General features: G+C 59.0%; 12 protein-coding genes and 1 pseudogene. 9 read left to right on the top strand and 4 right to left on the bottom strand.

All coding sequences use genetic code 11. The features are described 5' to 3' along the window. Positions 1–94: 94 nt before the first annotated feature. The 3 genes from KUL77_RS02500 to KUL77_RS02490 are packed head-to-tail and all read left to right on the top strand — an operon-like array spanning position 95 to position 1562. Positions 95–802 (top strand): RNA polymerase sigma factor, encoded by a 708-nt coding sequence (locus KUL77_RS02500; protein ID WP_297143178.1) that lies wholly within the window; start codon positions 95–97, stop codon positions 800–802. Beyond that, positions 796–1140: a hypothetical protein gene (locus tag KUL77_RS02495; RefSeq protein WP_297143175.1), complete on the top strand. Its 345-nt coding sequence runs from the start codon at positions 796–798 to the stop codon at positions 1138–1140. Before KUL77_RS02500 ends, KUL77_RS02495 begins: the two co-directional genes overlap by 7 nt. Beyond that, positions 1137–1562, top strand: coding sequence for a DUF2231 domain-containing protein (locus tag KUL77_RS02490; protein ID WP_297143173.1), 426 nt, complete (start codon positions 1137–1139; stop codon positions 1560–1562). The genes KUL77_RS02495 and KUL77_RS02490 overlap by 4 nt, the downstream gene beginning before the upstream one ends. An 8-nt stretch (positions 1563–1570) precedes the next feature. Here KUL77_RS02490 and KUL77_RS02485 read toward each other — a convergent pair. The 4 genes and pseudogenes from KUL77_RS02485 to KUL77_RS02470 form a co-directional block, all read right to left on the bottom strand. Further along, positions 1571–2473, bottom strand: a pseudogene (locus tag KUL77_RS02485) (patatin-like phospholipase family protein); the annotation flags it as partial. A gap of 193 nt (positions 2474–2666) precedes the next feature. After that, the gene (locus tag KUL77_RS02480) at positions 2667–3224 is read right to left on the bottom strand and encodes a porin family protein (protein WP_297143169.1); all 558 of its coding nucleotides are present in this window, start codon (positions 3222–3224) and stop codon (positions 2667–2669) included. Positions 3225–3321: 97 nt separating this feature from the next. Beyond that, positions 3322–4086: a rhomboid family intramembrane serine protease gene (locus tag KUL77_RS02475; protein ID WP_297143168.1), complete on the bottom strand. Its 765-nt coding sequence runs from the start codon at positions 4084–4086 to the stop codon at positions 3322–3324. A gap of 66 nt (positions 4087–4152) precedes the next feature. Further along, complete coding sequence (locus tag KUL77_RS02470) at positions 4153–5112, bottom strand: TerC family protein (protein ID WP_297143164.1); 960 nt, start codon at positions 5110–5112, stop codon at positions 4153–4155. 231 nt (positions 5113–5343) lie between these two features. Here KUL77_RS02470 and KUL77_RS02465 point away from each other — a divergent pair, with 231 nt between their 5' ends. The 6 genes from KUL77_RS02465 to KUL77_RS02440 all read left to right on the top strand — a co-directional run bounded on the left by KUL77_RS02465 (position 5344) and on the right by KUL77_RS02440 (position 14028). Then, complete coding sequence (locus KUL77_RS02465; protein ID WP_297143161.1) at positions 5344–6513, top strand: class I SAM-dependent rRNA methyltransferase; 1170 nt, start codon at positions 5344–5346, stop codon at positions 6511–6513. Positions 6514–6529: 16 nt separating this feature from the next. Further along, positions 6530–7195 (top strand): response regulator transcription factor, encoded by a 666-nt coding sequence (locus KUL77_RS02460; RefSeq protein ID WP_297143158.1) that lies wholly within the window; start codon positions 6530–6532, stop codon positions 7193–7195. Further along, positions 7182–8528, top strand: a complete 1347-nt coding sequence (locus KUL77_RS02455; protein ID WP_297143156.1) for an ATP-binding protein — start codon at positions 7182–7184, stop codon at positions 8526–8528. The genes KUL77_RS02460 and KUL77_RS02455 overlap by 14 nt, the downstream gene beginning before the upstream one ends. A gap of 71 nt (positions 8529–8599) precedes the next feature. After that, the gene (locus KUL77_RS02450; RefSeq protein WP_297143154.1) at positions 8600–9697 is read left to right on the top strand and encodes an efflux RND transporter periplasmic adaptor subunit; all 1098 of its coding nucleotides are present in this window, start codon (positions 8600–8602) and stop codon (positions 9695–9697) included. 3 nt (positions 9698–9700) lie between these two features. Next, positions 9701–12775: a CusA/CzcA family heavy metal efflux RND transporter gene (locus KUL77_RS02445; protein WP_297143150.1), complete on the top strand. Its 3075-nt coding sequence runs from the start codon at positions 9701–9703 to the stop codon at positions 12773–12775. Continuing rightward, complete coding sequence (locus KUL77_RS02440) at positions 12772–14028, top strand: TolC family protein (RefSeq protein ID WP_297143147.1); 1257 nt, start codon at positions 12772–12774, stop codon at positions 14026–14028. The genes KUL77_RS02445 and KUL77_RS02440 overlap by 4 nt, the downstream gene beginning before the upstream one ends. Positions 14029–14095 lie beyond the last annotated feature (67 nt).

Below are 14095 nucleotides of genomic sequence, written 5' to 3'. Positions count from 1 at the left end.
GCATCTGCCTAGGTTGAGACCCTAGGCAGATGCACAAAATGCTGGTACTAAAACAACACCAAAATGAACTAAAGAAAAAACGGGGAGGTAGGTGATGCTGCAGCCCTCACAACACTCTTTGCGTGATTATTCGGCGCTGGACGACCTCGCCCTAGTGGCCTGCGTACAGGCGGGTGAACACGAGGCGTTTCGGCAGATTACCCAGCGCTGTAACCAGCGCCTGTTCCGCGTAGTGCGCGGTGTACTGCTAGATCCCGCAGAAGCGGAAGATGTGGTGCAACAAGCATATGTACACGCCTTCGAAAAAATTGACAGCTTTCGCGGCGAGGCTTCGCTTGCAACGTGGTTGGTGCGGATTGCGCTGAATGAAGCCTATGGCCGCCTGCGGCGGAGGCATGAAACCGTGGATATCGACAGCATGGAACAGCCGCCTACGAGCGCGCAGGTCATCGCATTTCCCGGCCTGAATCTAGCCGATGACCCAGCAGAGGCGGCGGCACGCCAACAGTTGCGCAGATTATTGGAACGCGCAATGGATGCGCTGCCAGAGGATTTTCGCTTGGTCTATGTGCTGCGCGATGTGGAAGGGTTCAGCGTGGAAGAAGCCGCTGTAGCCCTCAGCATTCGCGAGGAAACCGTCAAGACCCGTTTGCATCGGGCGCGTACACAGTTGCGTAAAGCGCTGCAAGCCCAGTTGGGGGAGTGTACTTCCGAGGCCTATGCCTTTATGGGTGAACGCTGCGTACGAATGACGGAAGCAGTGATGCAAAGTATTGAAAGCACACGAGGTGCAACATGTTGAAATATGCGTTATTGGTGCTATTTGTCGGCGCGCTGGGAGGGTTGGTGTTGGCCTCATTTGTGTTGCGTGGTAGGTTGGCCCCATGGCTGGTGTCGGTACTGCATGCGCTTTTGGGTGCCAGCGGCCTTAGTCTGGTGATTCTTGGCATCATCAATGCCGAAGGCGGCAAGTTGGCTTGGCTGGCCCTTTGCGTGCTGTTATTAGCAGCGGGGTTTGGCTTCTATTTGGCCACGATCCACTACGGGAAACAGATTGCATTCAAACGCGTGGTGTTGACGCATGCCGGGCTCGCCGTCACGGGTGTGTGCTTGCTGCTGCTGGCGGTGTTTGTGTCATGAAGCACCCGTTACATCCGGCGCTGGTGCACTTTCCCGTGGCGTGCTGGAGTTTGGCAACGGTCATGGATGTAGCAGTGTGGCTAGGTGCGGCATGGCCGCCGCAGAGTTTTGCCGCAGCACTGCTAGTAGGGGGGCTTGTGCTTGGGTTACTGGCCGCTGCCGCTGGGTTTTGGGAGTTTCTGAATCTGCCCGCAGGGCACCCTGCAGAACAGGATGCGCAGTCGCATATGGCATTGGCGCTGTGTAGCTGGTGCCTGTATGCGGGCAGCTTGTTCTTCCGCACCAGCCACAGCCAGCTTATTCCAATGACGCCTATAGCGTTGCTGCTGAGTGTGTTGGGGTTTGCAGTATTGCTCGCGGCGGGCTGGATGGGCGGGCGCTTGGTCTATGGCCGCGGTGTGGGCGTCACGCCGCAGGTGTAGCCCTGTTTTTAGCAGTCTTCATCGCGCCGCAGTTTATCCAGCCAGCCCTGCTGCTTCGCGCAGCGGGCTTGGCGTTCGGCTTCATGCTGGGCGGCGGCTTTGGCGGCCGCTGCCTGCTGCGCGCTGGCAAGACGCTGCGCCTGCAATGTGGCGAGCTTGGCTTTGATTGTCGGCAGCAGATTTTGTGCGGCACGCTCGCCTTCTAAGATAGCGCGGTTTTTTTGCGCGAAATCGGCGGCGCCAATATCGTTGACGTTGGGACGAACCACAATATCGGCACGTGCTAATTCGGCAGCACCTAATTTTTGCCCCATGATCGCGATGCTGCGATTCATATTGCCAAGCATGCTGGACGTATCCGCACTGCCGATAGGCTTGCTGGAAATATCCACCGCGATGACAAAGTCGGCACCCAGATCACGCGCCGCATCCACCGGCACCGGGCTGACAACGCCACCATCAACAAAGTGGTATTTACCAATGCTCACCGCTTCAAACACCCCTGGAATGGAGCTGGACGCGCGCACTGCTTGCCCCACATTGCCGCGTACAAACACCGTGCGCTGACCATCTTCCAACCGCGTTGCGACAACCGCCAATGGTTTCTTTAATTTTTCGAATGTGCGCTCACCTACCTGCGCATTAACGTAATCCTGTAGCTTCTTGCCTTTGACCACACCACCAGAAAATAGGCTAACGTCGCGAATGCTTGCTTCATCCAGCGCCACTGCTTTTTGCTGTAGCTGGTAAGCATCCATGCCGCTGGCATACAGCGCACCGACTACGCTGCCCGCGCTGGTACCGGAGACCACCACAGGCTTGATGCCATTGGCTTCGAGCATTTTAATCACGCCGATATGGGCAAACCCTTTGGCGGCGCCACCACCGAGTGCAAGCCCGACTTTAATAGGGGGCAGTGTTACCGCTGGAGTAGGCGAAACGATAGGCGCTTGGCGCGGAGCGGGCGCACTGGCGCAAGCGGTTAGTACGCAAAAAAGCGCAGTAGCAAAGGTGGTGCGAAGAGCAGTCATGCAAATGGCGTCCGGTTATTACATTCGCAACTGCCGCCTTGCGGCGGCAGCTATAAAACGTAGCGCTGCAGAATTAGAAGCGGAATTCTGCACCCAATGACAGGGTGTTGGCGGTGACTTTTACATCATCAACCGAGTCTTGGTTGTGATCATAGTTCAAGCTAAGGCCAAAGGTTTTGCTGAAGTCATAGCCCGCACCGATGCCGTAATAAGGCTTGGTCGAGGTTTCGCTGGCATCGCCAAGATTGGTATCAACGGCCAGTTTGCTGCGCACAAAACCGCCGCGCAGTTGCACGAAAAAGCCCACCGGTTCTGGAGTCACATGCTCTTTCACAACAATGCCAACGCCCATCGTGGTGAGCTTGGCGTCTAGGTAGTTGACGCTATCGCGATAGAGGTTTTGCTTGTAGAGCTGGCTGTAATTTGTCTCGACAGCAAAATTTTGGTTGAACCAATAGCCACCACGCAGGCTATAGGCGGTGTCTTTGTCGCTATCGCTACCAACACCCGTAGCCTTAAGTTTCACATCGCTTTGGCCAGCCTCGCCGCGCACAAAAAAATCACCAGCAACGGCGCTGGTGGAAAGGGCGGACAATGCCAACGCGCAAGCCAGCGGTAATAACTTTTTCATGTAAATCTCCATAATTCAAAAGCCCGCCACCATGGCAGGCGATGGATAGTTTAAGAAATGGGCGAAGGTGCAACAAGAAAATCAAGTGTGCCGGGGGTTATTCACGCTTTCGAAACGGCAGTACGTTGCTCTGTTCGTCATTAGGTGGCGTGTTCCGATGCCACAGCACAGGAACGTCGTGCGGCGCGTGTGTTTCGAAAGTATCGCGTTCGGAATCGGCGCGCTGGGCTTGCATTTCTTCTTCAATTTCCCAGCTATATTTTTTGCGTGGGAGGATTGGATCGACGTGGCGAAATAGCAGCGCCGCAACAATCCCGGCGAGCGCGCCGCCGAGGTGCGATTCCCAAGAAACACCGGGTTCACGCGGCAAGATGCTCATCAACATGCCGCCATAGAACAAAAACGCGATCATGCCCGCTGCCAGCGCGGCTTTATCGCGGCGCAATAGGCCAAGCGTAAACAGCAAAAAGCCAAGACCGTGGGTGACGCCGCTTGCACCTAAGTGGTGTGAGTTGGCCGCACCCAGCAGCCAAGCACCGATGCCGGAGCCCAGCCATAGCAGCGGCAGTGCGCGCAACGTCGCCTTCGGATAGGCCGTGCCTGCAAGCGTGCCGAGCAGCAGGAGCGAGGTGGTATTGGCCACGATATGCGCCACCGAGCCGTGTAGCAGTGGCGCGGTGAACAGCCCCAATAAACCTTCAAGTGTGCGTGGCGTAACGGTGAGCGGTGTCCAGTCAATGCTTTTTTGAATGACAAAGCAGACCCACAACAACAGCACCCCCGCCATGCTGGCCGTCAACGCGCGCTGTAGGCGACGACGGTCGGCTTGACGTTGGATGTGGCGGGGTGATGTGACGGTCATTGTATTGAAGTGGGGCGCGCACGCTGGAATACAAGCGTGCGCGCCCGGTGACACCCGCGCGTGGGCTTATTCCTGCGCGAGCTTCTTTTGCGGGCGCAGTAGGCTAAGCGCGATCGTTGTGCCGATGATCGCTACCACTGTACCTAGCGAAACCAAGATCGGCAGTTTGTAGAGATCGATCAGTAGCATTTTGATACCGATGAACACCAGCACCAATGCCAGCCCGTAAGGCAGCAGGTGGAAACGGTCGGCCATACCCTGCAGTAGGAAGAACATCGCACGCAGGCCAAGCACAGCAAACACGTTGGAAGTGAGTACAACGAACGGATCAATGGTGATGGCGAAAATTGCCGGGATCGAATCCACCGCAAAGATAACGTCAGTAATGGCGAGCATCACGATCACGATAAACAGCGGCGTGAACTTGCGCCGCGATCCCTGCCCCACCCATAGCGCGCTGCCGTGGTAGCGGCGCAGGAAGGGGATATGTGCCGTCATCCAGCGCAGGACGGGGTTGGCATCCAAGTCCGGCTCTTGCCCGGTGGCGCGCCACATTTTGATGCCGGTAAACAGCAAGAACGCGCCGAACACGTACAAAATCCAGTGGAACTTCGCCAGCAACAGCGCACCGGCAAAGATCAAAATGGTGCGAAGAACAATGGCCCCCACGATACCGATCACCAGCGCACGCTGGCGCTGCATTTCCGGCACCGCAAAATAGTTGAACAACATCAAGAAGACGAAAATGTTATCGACGGCAAGCGCCTTTTCCACCAAATAGCCGGTGAAAAACTCCATGCCGATATCGTCGCCCACGGCGCGGCCAAACTCGGCACTGGCATACCACCACAGCCATAGGTTGAACGCGAGCGCCAGCACAACCCAGCCTAGGCTCCACCACGCCGCTTCCTTGAAGCTAACTTTGTGCGGGCCGCCGTGACGCATCAAGACGAGATCAGCGGCCAGCGCGGCGAGAACCACCACGCTAAACACCAGCCAAAGAAACGGTGTACCAATCGATTCCATGCAAACTCCACCAGAGTATCGGCGGAGGCGTCCACGCGGGATGCATGGAAAGGGAGCGCGCTTCGCCGATCGGCGAAGGTCTCACCCACAGGCACTTGGCCTGCTGCAGCGCCGGGGCGTTGGCTTATATTCAGCCTAGCCCGTCATGACGACGTCTGCACGCGGAGTTACTCCCCTTCTTGGTGCGACAATAGCGGAACGAATGACCGTCGCTGTTAAAAAATAGTTACTATGAATGAGCCTCTGCAAACCGTTTATCTCAAGAATGCGTGGAATTCCACTCACCCGTGGATCTTCCAGCGCCTCGTCGAAAAGCCCGCGCAACGGCCCAAGCCCGGCAGCATTGTGGATGTGGTGGGGGCCGATGGCGCGTGGATGGGGCGCGGCTTCTACAACGGCCATTCGCGCATCGCGCTGCGTATTTTGGAGCGCAACCCCGATATCGCCGTAGATGCGGACTGGTTTGTGCGCAAAATTGGCGAGGCGGTGCATCTGCGCCGCAACATCCTCAAGTTAGGTGAGATCAGCAATGCGTGGCGCGTGGTGCACAGCGAGGGCGATGGCATTAGCGGCCTTGTAGTGGATCGCTATGACGACTTACTGGTGGTGGAATTTTTCAGCGCCGGGGCGTGGCGACACCGCAGCATTATTTTTGATGCGCTACGCGAACACTTCCCCGGCTGCCGCTTCCACAGCTTCGCCGATGAGCATGTGCAGAAGCAGGAAAGCTTCGACTATAAGGACACCCAAGGGACCGAACCTGCGTTGGTGACCGAATACGGAGTGAAGTTCCGTGCCGACCCGGCGGGGGCGCATAAGACCGGCTTTTTTGCCGATCAGCGCGAGAACCGGCAGTGGCTGAGCCAGCAGTGCGAAGGCAAGCGCGTGCTTGATCTGTGCTGCAATACCGGTGGCTTTGCGGTGTACGCGGCGGCGCGTGGCGCTGCGGAAGTGGTGGGCATTGATATTGACCCAGCAGTGATCGAGATCGCCAAGAGCAATGCGCATTTGAATCACGTGAAGCCGCGCTTTATTCAGGCTGATATTTTCCCGTGGCTGCGTGATGCAGCGATCAACGGTGAAAAATTCGACGTGGTGATTCTCGATCCGGCCAAGATGACGCGTGACCGCGAGCAGGTCATCACCGCGCTGAAGAAATATCTCGATATGAACAAGCTGGCACTCAGCGTGGTGAAGCCGGGCGGGCTGTTTGCCACGTTTAGCTGCACAGGGCTGGTGAGCGAGGAGCAGTTCCTCGACATGCTACGCCGCGCCGCGTTCTACGCGGGACGCACCGTGCAGGTACTCAAGGTAGCAGGCGCAGGCCCCGATCACCCGTGGTTGGCGCAGGTTCCGGAGTCGCGCTATTTGAAGGCGGTGTTCTGCCGCGTGCTGGACTAAAGTTAGGGCCTCGGCGATGCGCCTGCTGATTGTGGAGGATTCCGCCACCTTGGCCGAGACGCTGCGCGCAACGCTGGAGGCCGAAGGCCATGTGTGCGACCACGCCGAAGATGGCGTGGTGGCCACGCACTACCTTTCTACGCACACATACGATGTGCTGGTACTGGATTGGATGCTGCCACGGCTAGACGGCCTTGGTGTGTTGCGTAAGTTGCGTCAGACAGGTTCCAAGGCGCGTGTGCTGATGCTATCGGCGCGCGATACGGTAGCCGATCGCGTAGAAGCATTAGATGCAGGTGCCGACGATTATTTGGTAAAGCCCTTTGCCTTGGATGAGCTGCTGGCGCGCATTCGTGCGCTAGCACGGCGGCCACAAGAGGGTGGTGCGGCAATGCTTGTACAAGGGGCATTGCACCTAGATCTGCACGCCCGCCGTGCGCGCTGGCAGGGTGTGGATGTGCAGCTTTCGCCAAAGGAATATGCGTTGCTGGAATTGCTGCTGCGTGAGCGCGGGCGCGTGCTGTCGCGGGTGGCGATTTTTGATCGCTTGTATGACAGTGCAAGCGAATCATCCGACAAAGTGGTGGAAGTCATTTTGAGCACACTGCGCAGCAAACTGGCGAAAGCGGGCGCTGAAGACCCCATTCAAACGCGACGCGGCTTTGGCTATGTCATCGAATAGCGGTAAGCCGTGGTCACTACGCACGCGGCTACTGTGGCAGCTGGTGCTGGCGTTTGGCTTGCTGCTGGGGGGGGTGTTTATCGCGCTTGATGTGTTGGTGGATCGGGCCATGTTCCACCAGCTTGATCAGGTGCTGGCTTCGCGCGCAGCGTCGTTGGCGCAGCAGTTGCAGGAGGAAGACGACCCGCGAAAAGCGGTGCTGCCCGCGTGGGATATTGCGGGACATACCGAGTTCTTCGCGGTCTATGGCGCAGACGACGCGCTGCGGGTGGCCTCGCACAATAGTGGCCAGCAGCCGCTGCGCCTACCGCCGCAGGTTCGTGATGCAGACATTGGGAATACCCGTCTTCCTGATGGACATAGCGGGCGTTACCAGCGCGTGCGCCTCACGCAGGGCGCATTTGCGGGTGGGCAACTCATCGTGGCAACCGAGCGTGAAAGCTGGGACCTTACCGAACAAGAAATGCACCAGGTGCTGCTGCTGGGGCTGGTGCTGGCGATTGCGGCGGCCGTGCTGCTGTGCATGCTGCTGCTGCGTCAGGCGTTTGCGTATTTGAGCCGCGAGGCCAAGCGTTTGCCGCACGATCACCCGCCCGAAAAAGGCGTATTGCCCAGCACGCCCAGCGAGCTGCATCCCTTCGTCAATGCCGCTTATGACGCGCTGCGCAAGCTCTGGGCGATGGCCGAACGCGAGCGTCAGTTCTCGCGCAGTGTCGCGCACGAGTTGCGCACGCCGGTGGCAGAAATCAATGCGGCCAGCGAGCGTGCCTTGGCACAGGGGGATACCGAAGCGCTGCGCCACGGCCTGCAGCAGGCGCAGCAAGCGGGTGCGCGTATGCAGCGCAGTATTGAAGCACTGTTGGCGCTGGCGCGATTTGAGTCGGGGCAGGAATTGCCGCAGGCCGATCCCTTAGACCTTGTGGCGCTGCTAAAACAGCAGGCCGTAGCGCTTGGCCTATCGCACCTGCAGCTGCAACTACCAGCCGAGGCCTGGGCCATTTGCGATGCAGGGATGTTAGAGCGCATTACCGCCAACCTGCTGCAAAACGCGGTGGAATACGCCGATGCGCAAACACCAGTAAGTGTGCGGCTAGTAGAAGTGGAAGCTGGCTGGGTATTCGAGGTGCGTAATCAGGCGAGCCAACTTTCGCAAGACGACCTTGCCCGCTTCGGCGAGCGCCATTGGCGCGGTCAGCGCGACGGCAGCCCGCAACACGCGGGGCTGGGTCTGGCCTTGGTCAATGCGATGGCACAGGCCTTGGGGCTGCGTGTGGACTTTGAACTGAATGCAGGTGAACTGCAGGCGCGGTTGGGCGTCTTGCCGCGGGTATAGCGCACGCATCCTAAGCGTTACCAAAGTTTCAGCCGGGACACTAACCACATCTTATCGACACGATGCCGTCCATGCGTTCTCTATATCTGGTTGCTTTACTCGCGTGTTTACTCCTTCAAGGGTGTGGCGGTGGGGCGCAAGAAGCGGCCGAAGAGGCGCCACCGCAGGCCGATGCACAGGGGCGTATCACCTTAAGTCAAACGCAGATTCAAAACCTTGGTATCACCACCATTGCGGCCAAACCTGCAGACGCTGTGCCGATCACGGGGCTGCCGGCACTGATGACGGTGCCGCTATCAGCCAGCACCGAGGTGACCCTGCCGTATGCGGGTGTCGTCACTAAAGTCTTGGTGGATGAAGGCCAGAGCGTGAGCAAAGGCCAGCCGATGCTGCGTGTACAAAGCCGCGAAGCGGTCGCCGTGCAGGCGGAACTGGCACGCGCCAATGCCGAAGCAGGGCTGGCCCAGCAGCAAGCCAGCCGTGATGCGCAGCTACTCAAAGAAGGGCTGATCGCGCAGTCGCGTAGCCAAGAAAGTGCGGCACGTGCGGCGATAGCCCGTGCCAGTGTGGCTCAGGCCAGTGCGCAGCTCGCGCAACTGCGCCCCGCACGCGGGGGTGTCCCGGGAGAGTTTGAGCTGCTCGCACCACAGACGGGCCGCGTGCTGCATCGTGCAGTAAAGCCTGGGCAGTCGTTGGACGCATTGGCTTCGGCCTTCACTCTGCTAGAAGGTGATGAGCTAGACGTTGAATTCAACGTACCGCTTTCTTTGCGCGAAGCGGTAACACCGGGGCTGACGGTACAGTTACCCGGTGGCGTGCAGGCTAAGGCTGTGGCCGTTGGCGGCGATGCCGACACAGGCGCGCAGGGGCTGCGTGTGCGTGCGCAGGTAGCACCGGATGCGGGCTTGCTGCCCGGCCAGCAGCTAGAAGTGAGCCTGCATTTGGCAGCACCAAATGGCGCGCTGCAAGTACCGGCGTCGGCGGTGATGCAGCACGGTGAGCAGCACCTGCTGTATGTACGCGAAGGAAATTTATGGCGCGGTGTGAAGGTAACAGTATTAGGCGGTGACGGCCGCGTTTCTATTGTGCAAGGCGATGGGCTGAAGGCCGGAGCACAGGTGGCGGCGAGTGGCGGCAATCTGCTGAAAACCATGGCGCCGGTGGAGTAAGCCATGCTCAACGCCTTGATTACATTCGCCCTGCGGCAACGGCTGCTGGTTTTGCTGGCCACACTTGTGCTGGCGGGCGCTGGTGTGCGTGCCTATCTTCAGTTGCCGATTGACGCCTACCCCGACATCTCACCCACCCAAGTGAAGATGATTTTGAAAGCGCCGGGTATGACGCCGGAAGAAGTAGAAAGTCGCGTCGTTGCGCCACTGGAAATGGAGCTGTTGGGCGTGCCCAATGCCACCATGCTGCGCTCAACCGCAAAATATGCGATTGCCGATGTCACACTGGATTTCAAAGACGGCACCGATATGTACTGGGCGCGGCAGCAGGTGGCCGAACGCTATGCGGGCGTCGCGAGTGATCTGCCAAGCGGCGTGGATGGTGGCCTTGCGCCAATTGCAACGCCGCTTTCCGATGTGCTGATGTTCACCGTAGAAGGCAACGGCCTTAGCCTGCAGGAAAAACGCAGCTTGCTGGATTGGACGATACGCCCGGCGCTGCGCACGCTGCCAGGTGTGGCCGAAGTCAACGCACTTGGTGGCGAAGTAAAGAGCTTTGTTGTGGCCCCAGATCGCGCGCGATTGATTGCCAACAGCCTGCATTTTGATGACGTAGTGCAAGCGATCGAGCGCAATAATCGCAACGATGGTGCGGGCCGCATTAGCGCGGGTGAAAACGCACTGGTTGTGCGCGTGGAAGGTGCGCTGCAGAACGAGCACGATATCGGTAATGTTGTGGTGAAAGCGGGCATGTCGCCGCTACGCGTCAAAGACATCGCCACGGTGCGCGTGCAGGCACTCACACGCTATGGCGCGGTCACCCGCGATGGAAACGAAGAAGCGGTACAGGGGATTGTCGTAGCGCTGCGCGGTGCCGATGCGTCTAAGTTGGTGCATGCCGCGGAAGCCAAACTCGCAGAACTAAAAAATAGTCTTCCACCCGGCGTGCGCATTGTTCCGTTTTATAACCGCAGCAGCTTGATCGAGCGCGCCGTGGCCACCGTGCAAAACGCGCTGCTAGAAACCACACTGCTTGTGGTCATTCTTCTGTTGCTGTTCCTCGGTGAACTTCGCGCCGCGCTGGTGGTATCGCTGATGCTGCCCATTTCTGCCCTGCTGACGTTCTTCTGCATGCGCCTAACCGGACAAAGCGCAAACCTAATGAGCTTAGGTGGGCTAGCGATTGCGGTTGGGATGTTGGTTGATGCTGCTGTCGTGGTGGTAGAAAACACAGTGACGCGGCTTGAGCCAGGTGCCAGCGGCGCCCATTTCCCGCGTGTACAGCGCGTGCTTGCTGCCACGCGTGAGGTGGCCGTACCGGTGGCCTCTGGCATGCTGATTATCGCCCTCACCTTCTTACCGCTGCTGACGCTGGAAGGTTTAGAAGGGAAGTTATTTACCCCAGTGGCGCTCACGATTGTGTTTGCACTGGCCGCGTCGCTGCTGCTTTCGCTGACCTTCGTTCCGGTGCTGGCCTCGCTGCTACTCAAGGAGCATGCGCACCGCGAGCCTTGGCTGATGCGTCAGGTGGAGCGCGTGTACCGCCCGCTGTTGGACGCTGTTTTAGCTGCGCCTAAAAAAGCACTCATACCCGCCGCCGTGATGTTGGTGCTGGGCGCCTTGGCCTATGTTGGGATTGGTAAAAGCTTTATGCCCACGATGGATGAGGGCGATCTTGTGGTGCAGCTTGCCAAAGCGCCGGCGATCTCGCTGCAGCGTTCGGTGGAGCTTGATTTGGCGGTTGAAAAAGCGATTAAAGACAAGCTGCCGGAAGTGGAGCATATCGTGTCGCGCGTGGGCTCGGATGAGTTGGGGTTAGACCCAATGGGGCTCAATGAAACCGACATGATCTTAGAGCTGAAGCCAAAAGCGCAGTGGCGAAACCCCGATAAGGAATGGCTGGCAAATGAGCTGCGCAAAGTGCTGGAAGAGTTTCCCGGCATCGATGCAGGCCTCACCCAGCCTATTGAAATGCGTATTTCAGAAATGCTCACCGGCAGCCGAGGGGATCTTGCCATCAAGATTTTCGGCCCCGACTTAAACGTGCTTGGTGAGATCGCCCAGCAGACCGCTGCGGTGATAGAAAAAGTTCGCGGGGCGCAGGACGTAATTACCCAGGCCACAGAAGGTGTGGATTATTTACAGGTGGTCATTGATCCAATTGCCGCAGGGCGCAACGGGCTGGCAGTGGCCGATGTGCAAGACGAGCTGCGCGCGCAGATCGATGGTATGCCCGCCGGGATCGTGCTAGAAGCCAATCGGCGCACACCGATTTTGGTGCGCGGCGGTGATGATATTCGTATGTCGGAGCTGCGCTTCAAGCAGCTCCATATCGCCCTGCCCGATGGCGGAGAAGTGCCGCTTGCAGCGATTGCCACGCTGAAGGCCAGCACCGGGCCGGTGAGTGTGGAACGCGAGCAAGGCTCGCGCTACGCCAAGGTGCAGTCCAATGTGGATGGCCGTGATTTAGTGGGCTTTGTTGACGAAGCCAAAGCGGCCGTTGCGCGGAAGGTGAAGCTACCGCAGGGATATTCCATGCAATGGGGCGGTGAGTTTGAAAACCAGCAGCGCGCCGCCCAGCGCTTGAGCCTCGTCATTCCGCTGGCGTTGGCCGCGATCTTCTTGGTGCTGTTCATGACGTTTGGTTCACTGCGGCAGGCCGTGCTGATTCTGGCCAATATCCCGTTTGCACTGGTGGGCGGCATCTTGGCGCTATGGGCCTCTGGCCAATATTTATCAGTACCGGCATCGGTAGGCTTTATCGCCCTATTGGGTATCGCGGTGCTGAATGGATTGGTACTGGTGACCTGCTTCAATCAATTACACGATTCGGGTTTATCTATTCAAGAGGTTGTGCGACGCGGCGCCCTGCAGCGCGTGCGGCCGGTGTTGATGACCGCCAGCATTACTGCATTTGGATTGGTGCCACTGCTGCTCGCCAGCGGCCCCGGCTCTGAAATCCAGCGGCCATTAGCCATCGTGGTGATTGGTGGGTTGATCACCTCCACCGCGTTGACCCTGCTGCTGCTGCCGATCTTGTTTCAACGCTATGGCATCGATACCAAGGAGGCGGTATGAAGCACCGCAGCAAGTACTGGCAGCCAACAGCGAAACCTGTGCTGGCCCTACTTCTACTAAGTGCAGGCGCGCAGGCGCAGCACTGGCTACCGCCGCATGAGGCGGTGCATGCGGCAATCGATGCCCAACCCAACGTGGTGGCAGCACGTGCGCGGTCAGATGCTGCCGAAGCCAAGGCGCGCGCGCTGCGTGTTGGCGAACACGAATTTCAGCTCGATATCGTCAGCCAGCGCCGCAGCAGCGATGAAATGGGTGGGCGGCAGCGTTTTTCCGAATCGGAATACACCCTGAGCCGCGCATTTCGTCTACCGGGTAAAGCAAAACTCGACCGCGACATAGGCGCTGCGGAAATTGATTCAGCCGATTTACGCCTTGACGATTCCCGCCACCAAGCGGCACGCCTGCTGTTGGATGACTGGATGGCATGGCTGCGCGCCGCAGAAGCGACGCAACGCACAGGAGCCCAGCAAGCCTTGATGGATGCGGCGCAGCGCGACCTCGCGCGGCGCGTTGGGTTAGGCGACGCCTCACAAAAAGACCTAGAGTTACTGGAAGTAGAGCGCGCGCAAGCACGTGCAGCCCAGCTTGCGGCGCAGGCGGCGCTGGAAAGTGCGCGGCTGGCGATGCGCAGCGACTTCCCCAGCCTGCCGATTCCAGAACGCGCACCGGATATCGATGAGCCGCAGATTTTGGTAGGTGGCGCCAATGAATGGATTGCTCGGATTATTGCGCGCAGCCATGATATTGGCGCGTTGGAAGCCGATGCACGTGCGGCCGATGCGCGCGCGGCGCGTGCACGCGCAGATCGCATCGCCGACCCAACACTGGGGCTGCGCAGACTAAATGAGCGCAGCGGTGCCGAGCAGGTGACGGGGCTTGTTCTGAGTATTCCACTGGGCGGCCGCCATCGCAGTGCGCTCGCGGCCGCAGAAAGCGCGAATGCTGCGGCCTTGCACGGGGATGCGGCCGTCATGCGCCGCGACATTAGCCACGAAGCGGTACTGACGGTGACCCGTGCGACCCGTTTAGCCGCGCAGTGGCAGGCTCAGCGCGAGGCTTTAGCGGCAAGCGAAGCGGCCACGCGGCGCATTAAACGCGGCTGGGAACTGGGCGAAACGGCGCTGGCCGAATGGCTCTTGGTGCAGCGCCAGCACAGCCAGATCGCGGGTGAAGAAGCTGCGGCGCGTGCCGATGCCGAAGAAGCGCGGCTACGCGTGTTGGTGGACGCGCACGATATCTGGCACGACGATTAAGCAAATGGTTGCCAGGGGTGCCTGCCTAAGATCAAGGCAGGCAGGCGAGCGCTCGCCTACAATGCGC

This window comes from Thermomonas sp. (genome assembly GCF_019104945.1).
In the GTDB taxonomy this organism is placed as follows: domain Bacteria; phylum Pseudomonadota; class Gammaproteobacteria; order Xanthomonadales; family Xanthomonadaceae; genus Thermomonas.
This window is presented reverse-complemented; position numbering and strand designations above follow the sequence as displayed.